General features: G+C 59.8%; 16 protein-coding genes. 11 read left to right on the forward strand and 5 right to left on the reverse strand.

Annotated elements, in window-relative coordinates:
- Positions 1–607: 607 nt before the first annotated feature.
- From BUE15_RS11930 to BUE15_RS11945, 4 genes are all read left to right on the forward strand, one after another.
- Complete coding sequence (locus BUE15_RS11930) at positions 608–1,285, forward strand: hypothetical protein (protein ID WP_073285115.1); 678 nt, start codon at positions 608–610, stop codon at positions 1,283–1,285.
- Between the two features lie 211 nt (positions 1,286–1,496).
- Positions 1,497–1,925 carry a hypothetical protein gene (locus tag BUE15_RS11935; protein ID WP_139252248.1) on the forward strand — a complete coding sequence of 143 codons (429 nt, stop codon included), beginning with the start codon at positions 1,497–1,499 and terminating at the stop codon, positions 1,923–1,925.
- Positions 1,926–1,986: 61 nt separating this feature from the next.
- A complete protein-coding gene (arr, locus tag BUE15_RS11940; protein ID WP_073285120.1) occupies positions 1,987–2,403 on the forward strand; it encodes an NAD(+)--rifampin ADP-ribosyltransferase in 417 nt (138 codons plus the stop codon).
- A 154-nt stretch (positions 2,404–2,557) separates the two neighbouring features.
- Positions 2,558–3,544, forward strand: a complete 987-nt coding sequence (locus BUE15_RS11945; RefSeq protein WP_073285123.1) for an ABC transporter ATP-binding protein — start codon at positions 2,558–2,560, stop codon at positions 3,542–3,544.
- A gap of 85 nt (positions 3,545–3,629) precedes the next feature.
- Here BUE15_RS11945 and BUE15_RS11950 read toward each other — a convergent pair whose 3' ends face one another.
- A complete protein-coding gene (locus BUE15_RS11950) occupies positions 3,630–3,926 on the reverse strand; it encodes a hypothetical protein (RefSeq protein ID WP_073285126.1) in 297 nt (98 codons plus the stop codon).
- 297 nt (positions 3,927–4,223) lie between these two features.
- On the opposite strand from BUE15_RS11950, the gene BUE15_RS11955 reads away from it, so the two are divergent.
- Positions 4,224–6,752 carry an MG2 domain-containing protein gene (locus BUE15_RS11955; RefSeq protein ID WP_073285128.1) on the forward strand — a complete coding sequence of 843 codons (2,529 nt, stop codon included), beginning with the start codon at positions 4,224–4,226 and terminating at the stop codon, positions 6,750–6,752.
- A 95-nt stretch (positions 6,753–6,847) separates the two neighbouring features.
- Positions 6,848–8,479, forward strand: coding sequence for an amidohydrolase (locus tag BUE15_RS11960; protein ID WP_073285131.1), 1,632 nt, complete (start codon positions 6,848–6,850; stop codon positions 8,477–8,479).
- A 304-nt stretch (positions 8,480–8,783) separates the two neighbouring features.
- Here BUE15_RS11960 and BUE15_RS11965 read toward each other — a convergent pair whose 3' ends face one another.
- Positions 8,784–9,461: a hypothetical protein gene (locus BUE15_RS11965; RefSeq protein WP_073285134.1), complete on the reverse strand. Its 678-nt coding sequence runs from the start codon at positions 9,459–9,461 to the stop codon at positions 8,784–8,786.
- 634 nt (positions 9,462–10,095) lie between these two features.
- On the opposite strand from BUE15_RS11965, the gene BUE15_RS11970 reads away from it, so the two are divergent.
- A complete protein-coding gene (locus BUE15_RS11970; protein ID WP_073285136.1) occupies positions 10,096–11,283 on the forward strand; it encodes a DUF262 domain-containing protein in 1,188 nt (395 codons plus the stop codon).
- A 2-nt stretch (positions 11,284–11,285) separates the two neighbouring features.
- Positions 11,286–11,948: a HEPN domain-containing protein gene (locus BUE15_RS21565; RefSeq protein ID WP_139252249.1), complete on the forward strand. Its 663-nt coding sequence runs from the start codon at positions 11,286–11,288 to the stop codon at positions 11,946–11,948.
- A 63-nt stretch (positions 11,949–12,011) separates the two neighbouring features.
- Here BUE15_RS21565 and mfd read toward each other — a convergent pair whose 3' ends face one another.
- The gene (gene mfd, locus BUE15_RS11975) at positions 12,012–15,542 is read right to left on the reverse strand and encodes a transcription-repair coupling factor (RefSeq protein ID WP_073285139.1); all 3,531 of its coding nucleotides are present in this window, start codon (positions 15,540–15,542) and stop codon (positions 12,012–12,014) included.
- 201 nt (positions 15,543–15,743) lie between these two features.
- Between mfd and BUE15_RS11980 the strand changes: the two genes are divergently transcribed.
- The 3 genes from BUE15_RS11980 to BUE15_RS11990 all read left to right on the forward strand — a co-directional run bounded on the left by BUE15_RS11980 (position 15,744) and on the right by BUE15_RS11990 (position 18,503).
- Positions 15,744–15,956, forward strand: coding sequence for a hypothetical protein (locus tag BUE15_RS11980; RefSeq protein WP_073285142.1), 213 nt, complete (start codon positions 15,744–15,746; stop codon positions 15,954–15,956).
- Positions 15,957–16,065: 109 nt separating this feature from the next.
- Positions 16,066–16,806 carry a metal-dependent hydrolase gene (locus BUE15_RS11985; RefSeq protein WP_073285145.1) on the forward strand — a complete coding sequence of 247 codons (741 nt, stop codon included), beginning with the start codon at positions 16,066–16,068 and terminating at the stop codon, positions 16,804–16,806.
- 680 nt (positions 16,807–17,486) lie between these two features.
- Positions 17,487–18,503 carry an NYN domain-containing protein gene (locus tag BUE15_RS11990; RefSeq protein ID WP_073285149.1) on the forward strand — a complete coding sequence of 339 codons (1,017 nt, stop codon included), beginning with the start codon at positions 17,487–17,489 and terminating at the stop codon, positions 18,501–18,503.
- Positions 18,504–18,583: 80 nt separating this feature from the next.
- On the opposite strand, the gene BUE15_RS11995 is transcribed toward BUE15_RS11990, so the two are convergent.
- Both BUE15_RS11995 and BUE15_RS12000 read right to left on the reverse strand, forming a co-directional pair.
- Positions 18,584–19,060, reverse strand: a complete 477-nt coding sequence (locus BUE15_RS11995; protein ID WP_073285152.1) for a PaaI family thioesterase — start codon at positions 19,058–19,060, stop codon at positions 18,584–18,586.
- A gap of 137 nt (positions 19,061–19,197) precedes the next feature.
- On the reverse strand, positions 19,198–19,647 hold the full coding sequence (locus BUE15_RS12000) for a GNAT family N-acetyltransferase (RefSeq protein ID WP_084549005.1): 450 nt from the start codon (positions 19,645–19,647) through the stop codon (positions 19,198–19,200).
- Positions 19,648–19,769: the final 122 nt, after the last annotated feature.

Genomic DNA, 19,769 nt, shown 5'->3' on the forward strand with positions numbered 1-19,769 from the left:
CGCCGGAGCGGCTATGCCCCGCGTCCGGCCGCACCCCATCTGGCGCGAGTTTAGCGAAGCGTAACTCATGACCAGCCCCTGACGTGGAGGCTGCGCCTCCACTGCCGCAACCGCGCCGTCTGGAGCATCCCGGGCGGCGCGGTTGCCGTTCGATGGGGGAAGCCCGGCCCCCGACGCAGCCCCCGCCCTCCCCGGCCCCGCTCCCACCCTCCCCAAAGCCCCCGGCCCGGAACCCGAAACAGCGCCCGGCACGCCCGAAGCCCTGCCGCTGGTGCCCGAAGCCCTGAAAACATCTGTTGAAAGACCTTCGGTTGCTATTGAAAGAGCTTCGGTTGCTGTTGGAAGAGCTTCGGTTGTTGTTGCCAGACCTTCAGGTACTGTTGCGGAACCTTCAGGTAGGGTGTTTGGACCTTCGGGTACTGTTGCGGGATGTTTGGTTGTTGTTGCCGGAACTTCTGGTGTAGTGGATGGAGGTTGGAGGAACGTTGGTTGGGGTGGAGAAAATGCAGCTGGGAGTGGTTGCGGCGTGTACTGAGATTTAGTAGTTTACCAGCTGCCGGAGCCGCGCTGGCTGCGGATTATGGTATTTCTTTTTCTTCTTATCAGTATGCTGGACAAACACCCGATTGCCGAGTACCCGTCTACCCAGGCCGCGCTGTGGCAGCGAAGCCTGGACCTGCACCCGGCTTTGCTCCGCGACGCGGCGCTGCTGGCTACCCGGGGCGTGACGGCCGCCCGCATTCAGACTTTTATTGACGACACCGCCGAATTTGGCGAAATGGACCCCGATACGGTTCTGCAGCAGGAAGGTGCTACCGTTACGGCGGAGAAAGACGCTGTGCGCTCCTCGCTCGAAACGGCCATGCAGCAGGTGTTGGGCATTATTGGGGCGCAGGACCCACCCCGCACAGCCCGCTACAAGCGGTTTGGGGCCAGCAACGTGGAGAATCTTTCCGATGCCAAGCTGCATCTGGCTGCTACCATGCTGGTGAAGCAGGGGCGCAAGTACCTGGCCGAGTATGCGGGCGTGGGCCTCACCGAGCAGATGCTGAAGGGCATCGAAACCCAGAACGCCGACTTCGTGGAGCACCTCACCGACCGCAAGGAGGCCGAAAGCACCCGCGCCGGGGCCACGCGGGCGCGCATTCTGTTCGCCAACGGCCTCTACCGGCAGCTGGTGCAGCTGTGCGCCATCGGGGAGGCCTACTGGAAGCTCACGGATGCCACCAAAGCGGCCGAGTACGTGGTGCACCCCACCGTGGCCCCGGCCGTGCCCGCGCAGTAGCGGGCTGGCCGGCCCCGCGCCGGTGAGGCCGCCCCCACAAAAAGCCCGGCCGCTTCCTGCGGGCCGGGCTTTTTACTTTCTCCTGACCCGCCCAGGCGGCGGGCAGCTATCTGTAGCAGCCTCACGCCGCCACCTCGTACAGACAACCAAATGCCTCCCCCGTAGTATTCTCACCACCCTGACCTCCTCACCGACAGTCTGAACAAGCCCTATGGACTCATCTGCCCCTAACGATATCGACCTGCTTTTGCAGAAAGCCAAAAGCTCCGGCAACACCGAAGACCTTTCGGCCTTGTGGAAAGCGGTCCTCAGTTTGCCGCAATGGCATTTTATAACGCGCCAAACGGCGAATATCGAAGACCGGAAGCCGTTTGTGGGCGTGCTGGATGGCAAGCCCTGGGCGTTTGTGTTTACGGACCGGCAGCGCGCCCAGGAGTACGCCAGGACTATTCCCGGCGGTGAGTTTGTGGATGCCAGCGGCAACGTGCTGGTGATTTCCACGGAGACGCCGCGCGCGGTGGATTACCTGCTGGCGCTGGCCGCGCAGGGCGTGCATGGCGTGCGGTTCAATGAGCTGAATGGCTGGTTTTCGCCTCTGGCCAACCTGCCGGCCATTATCCGGCACGTGCACAAGGGGTAGCTGGTTTGCCTCGCGGGCACTGGCCGAGTCACACAAGATTCCTATCGTACTTATCAGCAGCATGGCAGTTATTCCTGAACCGGGCTTGCAGCCGCTCTACCACGGCACCAAAGCCGATTTGAAGCCGGGCGACCTGATTGCCCCGGGCTTCGCGTCGAACTACGGCAGCCGGAAAAAAGCCGCCTACGTGTACCTGACGGCCACCCTTGACGCCGCCACCCGGGGAGCAGAGCTGACGGTGGGCCAGGGGCGCGGCCGGATTTATAGAGTGGAGCCCACCGGCCCGATAGAGGATGACCCGACTCTGACGGACAAGAAGTTTCCGGGCAACCCCACCAAATCGTACCGGTCGCGCAACCCGCTGCGGGTTGTGGGTGAGGTGATGGAGTGGCCGGGGCACGCGCCGGAGCAGCTCCGGGCCATGCAGGAGCATCTGGCGCGACTCAAACAGCTCGGAATTGAGACCATTGAGGACTAACCGGCGCCACTCCTGACCTCAGCTTCCCCTTGCAGCAGCCCGGCGAGGCCGCAGTTCCTGAACCAGTCACGCAAAACGGCTCTAACTTGCCGCCACAGAATCGGTGCGCCGGCTGCCGCCCGGGCGTGCCGGCAGCCCGCTTCTGCTGCTACTTATGAGTTTGTTGCGCGTTTCGGAAATATCACTGCAGGAAAGAGGCGACTTTGCGCTGCAGCACATCAGCTTTCAGCAGCAGGAGTTTGAGAAGCTGGCCATAGCCGGCGAAACCGGAGCCGGCAAAAGCACGCTACTGCAGGCGGTGGCCGGGCTGGCGCAGCCCCAGGCCGGCACCATCACGTTTGATGGCCGCCGCGTGAAAGGCCCGCAGGAAGTGCTGGTGCCGGGGCATCCGGGGGTGGCCTATTTGTCGCAGCACTCCGAGCTGCCCCATTCCTTGCGTGTGGAGCAGGTGCTGCGCTATGCCAGCAAGCTGCCCGCCGCCGAAAGCCAGAAGCTGTACGAGGTGTGCCGCATCAGCCATTTGCTGGAGCGCCGCACCGACCAGGTGTCGGGCGGCGAGCGGCAGCGCATTGCGCTGGCCCGGCTGCTGCTGTCGTCGCCGAAGCTACTGCTGCTGGATGAGCCGTTTTCCAACCTGGACCGCGGGCACAAGCAGCTGCTCAAAGCCGTGATTGACGACATCGGGGAAGAGCTGCGCCTGACGTGCATCCTGGTGTCGCACGACCCGGCCGATACGCTTTCCTGGGCCGATACGCTGCTGGTGCTGGAGCGGGGCCGGCTGGTGCAGCAGGGCCCTCCCCGGCAGGTGTACGCGCAGCCCGCCACCGAATACGTAGCCGGACTTTTCGGCGACTACAACCTGCTGCGCGGGGCGGCGGCTACGGCATTGGCGGACCTGGCGGGCCTGCCGCCCCGGCGCAAGCCGCTGCTCATCCGGCCCGAAAACCTGCTCCTGACCACAGAATCTGCCCCCCATACCCTGCCCGCCACGGTGCGGGCCGTGCGGTTTTTCGGGAGCTACTCCGAAGTAGACGTAGCGCTGCTCCGCACCCGCCTGACCGTGAAAACCGCTTCCACCGACCTCATGCCGGGCCGGGCCGTGGGCGTGGCGCTGGCACCGGCGGGCGCCTGGTATCTGTAGAAAGCCGGCAGGCCCGGCGTAGCCACACAACAAAAGAGCGGCCCCCTTTCGGAGGCCGCTCTTTTGCGTAAAAGCCGGAAGACCACTAGTAGGCCGAGCCGCTGGTAGAAGTCGATTTCATCTTCTTCTTATCGCGCGGCTTCTTCATTTCTTTGGTGCGGCGGGTTTGCTGGTCGTTGCCGGGCGTCAGCGTGGATTGCTCGCTGGCTGGCTGGGTGTTGCTGGAAGGCAGCGTACCCAACGACCCCGGAGGTTGCGCCGGCGGCGACGACTGCGGGCTTACGCTGCCGCTGGGGGTGGGGGTACTTTGGGGAGTAGTCTGGGCGGAGGCAGCCGTAACGCTCAGAGCGAAGGCAGCTGCGAAGGCAAGGAAAGTTTTCATGAAATCAGAATTGGATAAGAGGAAACTAATGCCCTCTCATACGCAGGTCTGGCGGGCCGCGTTGAAAATCATTGGTCTATATCGGGTATAAGGTTATGGCATTCCTGCGTACGGATGAGCTTGAAAACAAACACCCTACAGCAGATTCACTGGCTATATTCTCAGCTTTCCGCCGGGCCCAGGACAGGGGCTGCCAGTGCCACAAGCAGCCGCACCGGAGAGGCGGCAGTCGTCCCGGAAACTGCCCCGCAATACCTGTATACTTGTACTAGTCTATCCCTTACTGCGTCCTGTCCTATGAACTATCAGCGCCCGTTTTGGGCTGCGGCGGCCTGTGCCGCGCTTGTTTCTTTCACGTCGCCGGCCGACGACTTTACCCGGCGGGTAGCGGCTCAGCTGGAGCGGTTCTATGCCCTTACAAGTCCCGAAAAAGTATACCTGCAGTTTGATAAAGAAGTCTACAACGCCGGAGAAACGCTCTGGTTCAAAGGCTACGTGGTAGACGCGGCCCGCCACCGGCCCGACAGCGTAAGCCAGGTGCTCTACGTTGACCTGATTGGCCCCGACCAGAAGCTGCTGACGCGCCAGGCGCTGGCCGTGCAGGCCGGCGGAGCCCCCGGCAGCTATTCGCTGCCCGACAACCTGCCCCAGGGCCTGTACACGGTGCGCGCCTACACCAACTGGATGCGCAACACCCCCGACTACTTCTTTAGCCGGACGCTACCCGTGCTGGCCGCTGCGGCCGCGGCTCCCGGGCAAGCCGAAAAAACAGCCGGTGCAGCTCCCGCTCAGGTTCAGTTCTTCCCGGAAGGTGGCGAGCTGGTGGCCGACTTGCCCGGGGTAGTAGCGTTCAAGGCTACCGGCCCCGATGGGCGCGGCATCAGCGTGAGCGGCATGGTGCATGACGAGCAGGGCACCGTGGTAGCGCAGCTGCGCAGCCACCATCTGGGCATGGGGCGCTTTGAGCTGCAGCCCGTGGCCGGACGCCGCTACACAGCCACCGTGCGCTACGCCAACGGCCAGGAAGCCTCTTACAACCTGCCCGCTGCACTGCCGGCCGGCTATACGCTTCAGGTGCAGGAGAAACCGGACGCGTTTCGGGTGCTGATCCGGCGGAAGGCGGGCACCGGAGTAGTCCCTCCCGAACGCATTACGTTGGTTGCGCACGTGCGCGGCACGCTGGTGCATACCGAGCAGGCCGAAATCAACAGCGCCGGTCTGCTTACTGTATCGGTTCCGAAAGCGCAGCTGCCGGCCGGCCTTCTGCATTTCACCGTGTTTGATGGGCAGCAGGTACCCCGCTGCGAGCGGCTGGCGTTCAGCGCGCCCGGTGCCGGTGCCCGGCTTACGGTGCAGCCTACCCGGAAAGCGTACGGCCCTCAGGAAACCATCACGCTGCAAGTTGCCGCGCAGGACGCAGCCGGCAAACCGCTGGCGGGCCGCTTTTCGCTGGCTGTTACGGCTGTAGCCGGGGCACCGCAGCTACGCAACACCTCCGATATCCGGACCAGCCTCCTACTGACCTCCGATTTGCAAGGGGAAGTAGAGCAGCCGGGCTATTATTTCGCTGCTACCACCCCGGCCACCACCCGCGCCCTCGATGATTTGCTGCTCACGCAGGGCTGGCGCCGATTTGTGTGGAAAACGCTGCTGGCCGACCAGTGGAGCCCGCAGCCTTACGGACGCGAGCAAAGCCCGAGCATGAGTGGCCAGGTGGTGGGCAAGCAACTGGAGCCGCTGCCCGACGCGGCCGTGGTGCTCACCAGCTTCCAGCCGGCCAGATCCTACCAGACCCTGACCGATGCGGACGGCCGCTTCACTTTTTCCGGCTTTTCCGGGCAGGATTCGGCGGCGGTGCGGATAGTGGCGCTGCCTGCGAAAGGCGTCAAACGTCCGCAGGTGGTCCTGGATGAAAAGCTGCCCACCATTGCCCCTGCCGGGGCCGCCCTGTGGCCCTGGTCACCGGACAGCACGGCGCAGAAGCTGCAGGCAGTAGCCGGCCGCAACCCGGCAAGCATGCGCGACAAAAGCATTCTGCTGAACGAAGTAACCGTGCAGCAAAACGCGCCGCAGGTAACCCGGCCCGATAACCGGCGCATCTACGGCCGGCCCGATGCCACCATCCTGACCAGAAATATTGCCGGTATCGGTACTTACAAAGACATTGTGCAGGTGCTGCAGGGGCGCGTGGCGGGCCTCACCGTCATTGCCAACCAGGACAACGTGCGGATAACGATGCGCGGCAAAAGCAGCGCCAGCCAGACGCAGCTGGGGCCGGCCATCCAGCAGGGTATCAACTCCCGCAACCGGCCGGTGGTCAACGAAACACCGGCTATACCCACGGCCACACCGCTGTTTCTGCTCGATGGCGTTCCGACGGACATCAACATGATCAACTCGATACCGGTAGTAGACATTGAGGCTATTGAAGTGCTGAAACCGGGGTCGGCGGCTATTTTTGGGGAGCGGGGCGCTTCGGGTGCTATTGCGTTTCTCACGAAGCGCGGCAACCCCAATTACCGGCCCGGCGAAGAACCCGCCCCTACTCTGCTGGCGCCGATGTATGCCCCGCCCCGCCTGCAGCGGGTACGCGAGTTCTACACCCCGGCTGCTGGTGCCACCACCCCACCCGATGCCCCGGCGGCCCGCCCGAGCGCCACGCTTTACTGGAACCCCACCGTGCAGACCGATGCCAGCGGAACAGCCACCGTTTCGTTTGGCAGCGCAGCAAAATCCGGCTCGTTCCGGGTGGTTGCCGAGGGCCTGACGCGCACCAACGAACCGGTGCGCGCAACCGAATTCTTTCGGGTAGAAGCGGCGAAATAGCCGCTGGGGCCGGCTGAGGTAGCGCCGAGCCTGATCATATAATTTTCATTATATTCAACAGACAAACTACTGCATGTGGCGGCAAGCATGAACTGATGAAGAAGGTACTGGTGGCGGTGTGGGGGCTGTGGCTGATGGCATCGATGGCGCAGGGCCAGACGACACCTGCCGATATGGTCCTGCTAAACGGCCGCATCTTCACTGCTGACCCGGCCCGGCCCCGGGCGGAGGCGCTGGCTATCCGGGGGGAGCGGATTGTGGCGGTGGGCACCACGGCGGAAATAACCAGGCTGGCCGGCCCCAACACGCGCCGCCTCGATGTGCAGGGCCGCACCATCACGCCGGGCTTCAACGACGCGCACAACCATTTCAGCCCCGATGCGCCCGGCGTGCACCTGGCGTTCAAAACCCTGGAGCCGAGCTGGGCAGAAACTGCCCCGGCCCTCACGGCGGCCGCGGCCAAGGCCCCGGCCGGCACTTGGCTGTTTGGCACGGTGGGCGCCACGGTGGTGCTGAATGAGCAGGTAACCCGCGCCGCCCTCGACCAGCTGGCCCCGCGCCACCCCGTGCTGCTGCGCGCCTACTACGGCCACGGCTTCATTGCTAACTCGCTGGCGCTGCAGAAACTCAACCTCACCGACCAGCAGCCCGACCCGTTGGGCGGCTACTTCGAGCGCACGGCCACTACCCCGCCCCAGCTCAACGGGCGCTTCTGGGAATACGCGCAGTGGCAGCCCAGCCGCACCCTCACGGCCCAGGTGCCCGATTCGGCGGCCGTGGCGGAGCTGCGGCAGCTGTCTGATGAGGCGGTGCGGCTGGGTATTACGTCCATGCAGCTGTTTTCGTCGTTGCCCTTCGAGCGGTTTGTGCGGCTGCTGCATCAGGCTAAGCTGCCGATTCGGGTGCGGGCCATTCCGTTTTCGCCGACCACGCCCCAGCAGCGCGACTTGTCTGAGGTGCGGCGGCTGCCGAAGCCAGCGGCGGCCAATGCCAAAGTGACGGCCAGCGGCATGAAGTGGGTGCTGGATGGCACGCCCTACGAGCGGGGCGCGGCCCTGCGCCAGCCCTACCTCGACAGGCCCGACTGGAAAGGCACGCTGAACTTCACGGAGGCCGAAGTGGCGCGCATGGTGCAGGAAGCAGTGGAGATGCAGCAGCAGCTACTGGTGCATTGCGCCGGCGACCGAAGCGCGGAAGTGGTGCTGCAGGCGCTGGAAAACAACGGCCCGGCCGCCGGCTGGCCTGCGCGGCGCATGCGCATCGAGCACGGCGACGGAGTGGTGGCCGACCTGCTGCCGCGGGCCAAAAAGCTGGGCGTGGTGGTGGTGCAGAACCCCATGCACTTCTCGGAGCCGCAGCTGTTCCAGCAGCGCTGGGGCCGGGGCATGCAGCCGCTGGGCTCGCTGCTGGCGGCGGGGGTGCCGGTGGCGCTGGGCTCCGATGGGCCTTTGAATCCGTTTCTGAATATACTGATGGCCAGCCTCACGCCGGCCAATCCGAAGGAGGCCATTACGCGGGAGCAGGCGGTGCAGGCCTATACTTACGGCTCGGCTTTCGCCGAATTTGCGGAAAAGGACAAGGGCCGGATTGCGGTGGGGCAGCTGGCCGACGTGGTGGTACTGTCGCAGGACATTTTTGCGGTGCCGCCGCCGGAGCTGCCCAAAACGACCAGTCTGCTGACGCTGATTGGCGGGCAGGTGGCCTACGATGCCAAGGTGCTGAAGTAGCCGGGCTGCGCCGCCGGCTTCGCTTCTGCTCCAGGCCGTGTGGACAGTAGCCTATCAGGCCGTCATGCTGAGCGAAGCCGAAGCATCTCTCCCGCCAAAGTAATTTCTGGTTACCACTGCGGGAGAGATGCTTCGGCTTCGCTCAGCATGACAGTGTGGAATGTAGTTAACTCACCCTTTCCGGCTACTGCGCACAGACTTTGGCCGCGTTGCAGCGGCATCCCTCTCCCCTGCTTTCCTACCCCACGCAAACGGCCGCCCCTGGGCTGGGGCGGCCGTGGTGGTACTGCGCGGGACACCGTGCTTATACGGCCGGCTTCTGGCGGCGCTGGGCGGTGTTGATGGTTTGGCGGGCCGACTGGTAGGCGGTGTAGAACTGGGGCTGGGGGCGCTGGTAGCGCACCAGAAACTTGTCGAGGCGGTTGCGGAGCAGGGCCATGGCGGCGCGCAGGGTGGTGGCCAGGACTTTGTTCTGGGCCTTGGCGTCGGCGGTGGCGGCGCGGGGCGCGACCTGCTCGGCCTGGAAGGCGTCGAGGGCGGCTTTCAGTTCAGTGAGTTCCTGCTGCGTGACGCCCTGCTCCTGGAGGGCGGTGAAGTGGGCGGTGGCCTGGGTATGGATGTTTTTGGCGATGCGGGCCAGGTCGTTGTCGGTGGAGCGGCGGAGCTGGCGCTCGGTGTAGTCGGCGTCGGTGTGGAGGCGGATGTCCTGCTGCTCGTCGGCGTAGGCGAGCAGGGCGGCGGCTACTTCGGTGGCGCGCTGGGCCAGCAGCTGCTTGGTGGCCTTTTTCACGGCCCCGGCGCTGTGGGGGTTGGCGGCCCCCTGCTGGGTTTCGGCGGTGGGGTCGAGGTTCTGGACCAGGGCGGCCAGCCCGGCGCGGGCAGTGCCAAGGGCTTTGTTGGTGGCATAGAGCTCGGCGTGCTGGTCGAGGACGGCGAGGGTGGCCTGCATCATGGTGAGGCGGGCGCGTTGCTTATCAGTCATAAAAACATAAGGGTTAAGTACCTGCGGAAGATAGGCGGTGGCGGGGAGCATCCGCTAAGCTGAACTGTACTTTATTTTGGCAGGGGTGGCAACGGCCGCTGCCGGCGTGGCAAGCGCCCCTGCCCTGGTGGCAACGCCCGCTGCCCTCGTGACAAGCGCCTCTGACCACGTGGCAAGACCTGCTGCCCTCGTGACAAAGCCCGCTGACGAGGTGGCAACGCCTGCTACCCTCGTGACAAGAGCCGCTGACCAGGTGGCAACGCCCACTGGCGAGGTGACAAGCCGTTCTGACCGGGTGACAAGGGATAGTGGCGGAGGCGCAACGCCCGCCGCCCGCCGAAACTTCAGCCCCTTTCTGGCGCAAGCTGGTAGCGCGTGCCTGCCCTTGACGTGAGGCGGTGCCTCACCCGATAGGCCCAGATGGCACAACCCCAGTTTGCCGCGTTGCGGTAGATAAGGTGCAACCTCAGCATCAGAAGTAGGCACGAGCTACAAGCTCGCGCTAATTTGGGGCTAGTTGGGGGCTTATCTAAACGATTAGCGTGGAAACGGTTTACTGCGTTGTAGCAAATGAGGACATTTAGGATTAATAGTCATATTATTGCTAAAGGGTAAAACTACTAACTCAAACAAGATGAATCAAGACAATAATTTTTCGGATCTGGAAGATGAGTTTGAATACGTTGGTACTGATAATGAAGAGATTATTAGTAATATAGGTAATTATGACTTGTCAGGTGTTACTGTGTATTCTAGAGATTGGACAGTGCAAACCATTGTCAGCCAAATAGAGCAAGAGAATATAGATTTAAATCCAGCATTTCAAAGAAGAAACGCATGGAATGATATAAAAAGAAGCTTGCTTATTGAATCTCTTGTGACTGGTTATCCTGTTCCTGAAATTGTTTTAGCAGAAGATCCAGAAAATCCAAGAAGGTATATTGTTATCGATGGAAAACAAAGACTTCTGACAATAGCTGGATTTATTAATAACGATAAATATAATTATTGGGTAAATGATAAATTGGTAGGATTGCATGTTCGGCCTCAATTGAATGGGTTGAAATTCTCTGATTTTGGTAGTGGGCGGGCATCTGATGAATTAAGGTTTTTTCAAAATGCGGCTATGCGTTGTACTATTATATCTAATTTTAAGCAGGATGATATTTTGTATGATATTTTTTACAGATTAAATACTGGATCGGTTTCTTTGTCCACGCAGGAGTTGAGAAATGTAATTAACAGAGGTTCTTTTACAAATTTTTTACTTTCTATCACTAATACACAGCAGCCTTTGCATAAAGTTTTAGGTATGAATGGGCCTGATAATAGATTGCGCGATGTTGAAATTCTGCTAAGGGTTATATCAATGATGCTTTATTCTCAGTCGTATCGAGGCAATCTGAAAGTTTTTTTAGATGAATCTATGAAGCTGACAAATAGAAAATGGATTCAAATAGGAGATAGGGTAATAGATACATATGATCAAATAAACCGTGCTATAGATAAGTTGGTTAAAGTGTTTGGTGACTACAAACGGATAGGTAGAAAGGCAGAAGGTGATAGAAGATTTAATAGAGTGATATTCGAAGCGGAAATACTTTTATTCGTTTTCGTAAATGATGATAAGCTGATTCCAAGAGCTATTGATGCGTTTTTGCTTGGGTATCGTGAATTGAGCAATAATTCAGAGTTTTTAAGAACAATTGAATCTACAACGAAAAGTGTAGATAACTATATAGCGAGGTTTGATATGTTGAAAAATCTGATTGAGAAATCATTTGAAATAAATATTGATCATAAATATTTTATGATAAAATAGATATGAGTAAGCTGGTTGTTGTTCCGAAAAGAATGGTTAATCTTGAACAGGCCTATGCTTATCTTTGTATGGCTGTTGATGAAGTGTATGATAAATTTTTATTAAAGTATGAGTCTATGCCACTTGCTGGCCCTAATCTGTTTAGATTAGATGTAAAAGCATATTGCGTTCTTTGTCATGCAGCCTTTGAAGAGTATATAGAGAGAATTTCGCTAATTGTTTTGAACTGTGTGGTTGATGATTATATTTACACTAGGCGTGTAAATGATAGTACTATGATGTTTATTCATAGTCAAATTAATTTTCAATCTTTATATAATGAAGATAAGGATGAAATAATTCAAGTTTTTGATTATGTGAGAAAAAAACTTGAATTGGCTAAAGATATATTCTCTAGAAGTGTAAACACTAATCATGGGTTTGGGTTAAAGTATATGAGTAAAGTATTGACGCCATTTGCTATTGATATATCAAAGGATGCTAATTTAATGAATTCGTTAGTGATGTTAACTGGAGAGCGTGGATTTCATGCTCACAAAACTTTGGAAAGAGGTAATGTTAAGGATACCATTGGGCCAGAAATAGCATTTGATATTGTATTTGATTGCTTGGTATTATGTGAGGATATTTTAAATAAAGCAAAATATAAAGTTAAACCTCATTAGTTATTTCATGTGCAACGGCTAATTGTGAGCGGTTGCACATGAAATAACCAATGGGGCTTAACTCTACACCCCCACCGTTTCCTCACTGCCCAGCTCGCTCAGAATGCGCTTGGCGGCTTGGACGTTCTTCACGTCTTCGATGCTGAGGATGAGCTGTTCCTTGCGCTCCTTCATGGAGGCGGAGCGGGGGTGGGTTTGCACGTAGCTGAGGATGTTGCCGAAGGTGTCGCCCTGGAAGTAGGCCTCGTTGTTGGTGGCCGGGATGTAGCCTTTCAGCAGGTTCTTCTTCAGCGTCAGCTTCTCGAAGCCCACCTGGCAGGCCTGCCAGCGCAGGCGCACAATGTCGGCCAGCTGCTCGACCTCCTGGGGCAGCGGCCCGAACCGGTCTATCATGCCGGTGAGCACCTTGCGCAGCTCCTCGGGGTTTTTGGCCCGATCGAGCTTGCTGTAGAGCTGCAGGCGCTCCGAGACGCTGCTCACGTAGTGGTCGGGGATGAGGATTTGCAAATCGGTTTCGATGTTGCACTCCTTGGGGCGGCCGGTGCCGGCGGCTTCCTGGAGGCGCTGGGTGGGGTCGCCGAGGAACAGGTCGCGGAACTCGGTTTCCTTGAGCTCCTGCACGGCTTCGTCGAGAATCTGGTGGTAGGTTTCGAAGCCCAGGTCGTTGATGAAGCCCGACTGCTCGCCGCCCAGCAGGTTGCCCGCGCCCCGGATGTCGAGGTCGCGCATGGCCACGTTGAAGCCCGCGCCGAGGTCGGAGAATTCTTCGAGGGTGCTCAGGCGCTTGCGGGCATCGGAGGGCAGGCCGGCCACGGGGGGCGTGAGCAGGTAGCAGTAGGCCTTTTTGTTGGAGCGGCCCACGCGGCCCCGCATCTGGTGCAGGTCGGAGAGGCCGTGCATGTGGGCGCGGTTGATGATGATGGTGTTGGCGTTGGCAATGTCGAGGCCCGACTCGATGAGGGTGGTGGCCACCAGCACGTCGTAGTCGCCGTCCACGAACTTCATCATGCGCTTTTCCAGCAGGTCGCCGTCCATCTGGCCGTGCACGTAGGTGACGCGGGCATCGGGCACGAGGCGCAGAATCATGCTGGCCTGCTCCTCGATGTCCTTGATGCGGTTGTGCACGAAAAACACCTGCCCGCCGCGCTTCAACTCGCGGGAAACGGCGTCGCGGATCAGCAGCTCATCGAACACGTGCAGCTCCGTTTGCACCGGCTGGCGGTTGGGCGGGGGCGTGGCAATGACCGATAGGTCGCGGGCCCCCATGAGGGAGAAGTGCAGGGTGCGCGGAATGGGCGTGGCCGAGAGCGTGAGCGTGTCCACGTTTACCTTGATTTCCTTGAGCTTGTCCTTGGTTTTCACCCCGAACTTCTGCTCCTCGTCAATCACCAGCAGGCCCAGGTCCTTGAACTGCACGTCCTTGTTGGTGAGGCGGTGGGTGCCGATGAGGATGTCGGTTTTGCCCTCGGCCACCCGGCTCAGGGTTTCCTTGATTTGCTTGGTGGTCTTGAAGCGGTTGACGTACTCCACGGTCACGGGCAGGTTGCCGAGCCGCTCGCGGAAGGTTTTGTAGTGCTGCATGGCCAGGATGGTGGTGGGCACCAGCACGGCCACCTGCTTGCCATCGGCCACGGCCTTGAAGGCGGCCCGGATGGCTACTTCCGTCTTGCCGAAGCCCACGTCGCCGCACACGAGGCGGTCCATGGGGTGGGGTACCTCCATGTCGCGCTTCACGTCCTCGGTGGCCTTGGCCTGGTCGGGGGTATCCTCGTAGATAAAGCTGGATTCCAGCTCGGCCTGCATGAAGGAGTCGTGGGCGAAGGCGTGGCCGGGCGCGGTTTTGCGCTTGGCGTACAGCCGGATCAGCTCGGCCGCAATGTCCTTCACCTTCTTCTTAACCGACTTTTTCTTGTTTTCCCACTCCGGCGAGCCCAGCTTGCTCATGGTGGGCGGCGTGCCCTCGGCCCCGCTGTACTTGGCAATCTTGTGCAGGGCGTGGATGCTGACCGTCAGCACGTCGTCGTCGCGGTACACCAGCCGGATGGCCTCCTGCAGCCGGTCGTTGATTTCCACCTGCGTGAGGCCGGCGAAGCGGGCAATGCCGTAGTCCTGGTGCACCACGTAGTCGCCGGGCACGAGGGTGCGCAGCTCCTTGAGCGTGAGGGCCTTTTTCTTGCTGAATTTGCGGGTTTCCTGGGCCCGGTAATAGCGCTCGAACAGCTGGTGGTCGGTGTACACCACCAGCTTCAGCGTCTCGTCAATGAACCCTTCGCGCAGGCCCAGCAGCAGGTGCTGAAACTGCACGTTGTTGTCCAGCTCGTCGAAGATGGTGCGGAGGCGGTCGGCCTGGCGCACCTGCTCGGCGGCAATGATGTTGGTGTAGCCCTTCTTCTGGTTGTCGTGCAGGTTCTTGACGATGCGGTTGAAGTCCTTGCCGAAGCTGGGCTGTGGTTTGGCGCTGAACTGGAACTCCTCGGCTCCGGTCTTGTAGTGAAACCGTTTGCCGAACTCCACTACCGCAAAGCCGTCGAGCAGCTTCTTCAGCGACTTCGCCGACTCGAACAGGTCCTCGGGGCTGCTCACCACCTGCGTGCCGCCCGAAGCCGCCAGCAGCTCCTTGAAGCCGTGCTCTGCCTTGTCGAAGTACTCGTCTACCACGTCCAGGGTCTGGCGCACGTCCTTGGCCCAGATGGCGGTGTTCTGCGGAATGAAGTCGAGGAAGGCCTCCCGCTTTTCCTGGAGCAGCTTGGTTTGCACGTTCGGGATGATGCTCACCTGCTGGCGCTTCTCCACGGAAAGCTGCGTTTCGGGGTCGAAGGTGCGAATCGTCTCCACCTCATCCCCGAACAGCTCGATGCGGTACGGCAGCTCGTTGGCATAGCTGAAAATGTCCACGATACCCCCGCGCACGGCAAACTGCCCGGCCTCGTATACAAAGTCGCTCCGCTCGAAGTCGTACTCCGCCAGCATGTCACTCACGAAGTTCACGTCCAGCTTGTCGCCCACCTTCACCAGAAACGTGTTGGCGACAAGGCTTTTCTTGTTGATGACCTTCTCGAACAGGGCTTCCGGGTAGGTGACGATGAGCACGCCGGCGGTTTCCTTGGCCGTGGCTTTCGTGCGCTTCCTGCCCTTGGGCTGGCCGTCGGTTTCGGTGGCGTCGGCTGCGTCGTCGGCTGCCTGCTCGGCGGTGGTTTTGGGGCCGCGGTGCGAGTTGAGCTTGTTGAGCACTTCGGCCCGCATCAGCACGTTGGCGTTTTCCGTCTCGTCGAAGGAGTAGGGGCGCTTGTAGGAGGTGGGGAACAGGAGCGGCTCCTCGTTGGGCACCAGGTGCTGGAGGTCGGCCAGGAAATAGGCCGCCTCGTCCCGGTCGTGCAGAATAAAGAGGTGGTGCTGGTCGGGATACTCCTGGTGCAGCGCGGCCGCTACTACGGCATCCTGCGAGCCTACCAGCCCGCGCAGGTGCAGGCGCACCGGGGCTTCTGCTTTTGCGGCGGGCTTCAGCGAGTGGCGCGTGGCCGGATTCAGGCGGGCACCCACCGTCATGCCCGTCGGGTCGAGGGTGTAGAGCTTAAGTAAATCGGAAACCTTCAAAACGAGTAGCGGCTAGAGAGGAAGCAAAGGTAGAAGCCCGGCCGAATGAAAATCCGGTCGGGCAAGGCGGGCTGACAGGCACCGGGGAAGTGCGCTAGTCAATACTACGGGCACGCCCCGAAAGTTTCCCGGCATTTCCCTGTTTGCCGTCGTATCTTCCGGGTTCATGCAGCAGAAGCCGCCTCGTGCGGCCATATAGCAATGGAGAATAAGCACAGCGGACCGGGAAACGAAGAGTGGGACGATATTCTGCAGCATCTGCGGCAAGTGCGGCAGCAGATAAAGGAGCAAGGTCCCCTACCCGAAGCCGAGAAAGCCAAGGTGACCATGGCTTTCCATCGGGGCCTGGCGCTGCTGGAGGGGCAGGCCCGCGACATGCGGGGCCACCTCAAGGGCAGCTCCGGCAAGTGGTAGCAACGCGGCCCTAGCGCCGGGCGGGCAGAAAAGGCGGGTTTTCTGCGGGGCCGGCGGGCTATTGTTGCACCTTTGCAGATAGTTTTCTTACCCCCTATCCTATCTTCTTTTGCGCGGCTCTTCTCATCTGGCCATTGGCCTCATTACCGGCGTAGCGGTGGCGGGCCTCGTGCCCGGCGTTCCTTTCTCCGTGGCCGGCATTGCGCTGGCCGGTTTCTCCTCCCTGGCTCCCGACCTCGACCACCCCGGCTCCCGCCTGAGCAAGCGCCTGGGCTTCATGCAGGGATATGTGCGGTGGGCCTTTGTGGTCGTAGCGCTGCTGCTGGCTGCGTACACACATTTTCAGGTGCCCCTCGGCCCCGATCGGCGCATGGGGTTCACGGCGGCGCTGGCCTTCGGGCTCATCGGCGCAGCCATGCAGGGCGACTCCACCCGCAAGCTGGCCTTGATGTTTACCGGGCTTTGCACGGTGGTGGCTGGCCTCTACACGGGGTTTCTATGGCTGAGCATGCTGGGCTGCTTTGTGGCCGTGGCCCCGTTCACCTCGCACCGCTCCTGGACGCACACCATCTGGGCCGCCGGGCTCTGGACCTACATCGGGCACCTGGCCAATCAGGCGCTGGGCTGGCACGGTGTGGCGCTGTTTGCGGGCGGCGGCTACGTCTCGCACCTGCTCGCCGACTCCCTGACCAAAGCTGGCGTGAAGTGGCTGATGCCTCTGCTCGACTACTCCTTCAAGCTTCCCCTGATTCGAACCGGCTCGGCCAGCGGCAACGTGCTGGAGGTGGCCATCTGTATCGGCTATGGCCTGCTAGTGCTGGGCCTGGTGATAGGTAAAATTGGATTTTAGAGTTTTAATATTTACTTACTAGGAGTAAATCAAAATTCATCGAACCTTCATCTGCCAAAAGCCGTAATAGGACGTTTTTCTCTAAGCTCAACCATGAACTATCGTGGTCAGCAAGGGTGAATCTTTTTAAAAGATGCCTTCCCAGCTAACTACAAGGCTTACCCTTATTTACTAGCCCTCTCGACCGAAACTTGTTCGGCAAGCCTAACTGTATTTCTCCGCCCTTCTGCACTAATTGCAGATAATTCTTGCAGCCTTTTTTTTTGTCGCTTAGCTTAGCGGCGAACTGTACTTAACAAAGACCGCTAAAACCCGGGTTGGAATCCTATGTAAAATATATTTTATTTAATATTGATACTTCGTCCATGCGGCGCCCGTCCAGGCCGGAATGGCATTGTTTTCTGTCGGCTACTTCGCCTGCCCTGAGCGAACAGGCCGTTTCTCACACTCTCACCGGCTTTTCGGCTTTCCTGCGGTATTCAGACAGGGCATACTAAACGGGACGGACTACGGGCCTGCGCTTCTCACACTCTCCCCCGAGATAATGAGTTCTTCAGGCAGCCAAACACCTGAGTATTGTATCTTTGGCTTAAGACTGCGTCTTACCAGCCGCAGCCGAACCAATTTATCTGCCCCTTTACTCCCTGCACACCTCTTGCTTACCCTCAAACTCTTTTTGTATGAACCAGATAAATAGCCCTCTGATTAGGATAGGCGTCTTTTATGACGGCAATTATTTCCTGAAAATCAGTGATTACTACTACTTTCAGCATGACCGCAAAGCGCGCATCAGTCTGGAAGGCCTACACGAATTTATCCGCCATCAGGTAGCCGAAGAAGAAGATGTTGATGTGCGCCTGAGCCGCATCATTGACGCGCATTTCTTCCGGGGCCGCCTTTCCGCTACCGAAGCCCGCGACAAAGACCGCCTGTTCCATGACCGGCTGCTGGACGATATCCTCATGAACATGAGCATCGCCACGCACTACATGCCCCTGAAAACGCGCGACGGCCGTCTGCAGGAAAAGGGCATTGATGTATGGCTCTCGCTGGAAGCGCTGGAGCTGGCCCTGCACAAAAGCTATGATGTTGTCGTGCTGATTGCCGGCGACTCCGACTACGTTCCGCTGATTAAGAAGCTCAACACCATCGGCACCCGCGTGATGCTGCTGAACTGGGACTTCAAATACGTTGACTTCAAAGGAGAGGCCCGCGTAACCCGCGCGTCCCAGCTGCTGCTGGAGCAGGCCACCTACCCAATACAGATGCACGAAATCATCGATCAGGGCCTCGCCGACACGGACGAGCTGATCGAGAGCATGTTCGTGAACACGCCCGACCCGGCGCCGTTCCCGGCTATTGCCAAGCCGGTGCGCCCCACGGGTCCCACGGCGGCTGGTCCGGTTGGCACGGTAGGCATCAGCACCATCAAAAACCTGAAAAATGGCTTCGGGTTTGTTGTGATGCCCCCCAACAACCTGTTCTTCAGCTACGCCGACATGGCGGAAGGCGACTTCAACGAGCTGCGCGAAGGCGACTGGGTGGAATTCACCGTGGGCCGCAACCACCGCGACGAGGACTGCGCCCGTAACGTCCGCAAAGTGCCGGCTCCGCAACTGGAGGAAGGCGACGAGTACGAAGAAGAAGACGAAGATCCGCGCGAGCATGAGTCGGCTGACTCGCACGAGCACCTGTAAGATTTCTGCCTTGGTTCGGCTGTAAAAAGCCGCCGGCTGCTTCCCTGAGCGCCGGCGGCTTTTTGCTTTCCGGGGTGGTGCTACTCAGCGGGTTCCGTGTCGGGAAACAGCAGGCGGTGGAAGTCGCGCTTGTCGGCGGGGTAGCGGTTGAAAGTGCCCATCCCGCGGGCCACTACCACGCCCCGGGTGGTGCACTCGATGGCCGCACTACTGACGACCAGGGTTTTGCCCGTGTGCTCCACGTGGGCCCGGGCCAGCAGGTGGTCGTGCAGCCGCACCGGGTGCAGGTAGTTGATTTTGAACTCAACCGTGGAAACCAGCTCGCCGCTGGTAAATGCCTGAGAAAGGGCGGCGGCACCGAGGGCAGCATCCATCAGGCCCGCCACTACGCCCCCGTGGCAGGTACCCGGCGACGACAGATGCTCTTCCCTGATAGTCATGGCGTAGAGCACTTCGCCGGGCCCGGTCAGGGTCAGTTGCATGCCGTTGGTGCGGCCGTAGGTGTTTATCTGATTATAGAGGGCTACCAGAGTAGCTACATCAGGAAGCTGTTCCATAGAAGCAGGCAGGAGCGTGAAAAGAGGCGCAAAAGGTAGCTACTTTGGCCTACTTCTGCTGTCATCAGCTTTGCGCCACTCCCCCACTGTCCCGTGTCCAAAGGCTGCTCTTGACCGGTTTGGCTTCGGCTCCTGCTCTATTCATCAGGCAGTTGCTTGCGCATGAGAAAGTGCGGAATCACGCCGAACAGCAGGTGCGACGGGGCCACTACAGTGTACCCGAGCCGCTCATAAAACGGCACTGCTTCTTCGCGGGCATGTAGCACCAGCTCGCGCAGGCGCTGCCGGCGGGCAGCCGTTTCCAGAAACGCCAGAATCCGGCGCCCGACGCCCTGGCCCTGGGCGGCGGGCGCTACGGCCATAAACCGCAGCTGCCCCTGCCCGGCGCCCGACGGATGCAGCCGCCCGACTCCCAGCGCCTGCCCATCGGGAGCGAGCAACAGGGCGTGCGTGGTGGTGGAAGCCGCGTCGTCGTCGGCTATTTCCGAGCCGGGGGGCTGCTGCCAGGGCTGGCGGAGCACTTCGTAGCGGAGTTGGTAGTAGGCGGCCCATTCGGTGGGCGTGGCAGGCGACTGAACGGTCATCATGAGGGCACAATAGCAAGAGTAGAATATATAAAAGTAGCCGCGGCCCAATCATACGCAACGCCTACCTTTGGCGCTTGCCCAACCGGCCCGCCGGTTTGGCGTATGCGCTTCCTAACCATCCT

It is taken from the genome of Hymenobacter psychrotolerans DSM 18569, from assembly GCF_900142395.1.
In the GTDB taxonomy this organism is placed as follows: Bacteria; Bacteroidota; Bacteroidia; order Cytophagales; family Hymenobacteraceae; genus Hymenobacter; species Hymenobacter psychrotolerans.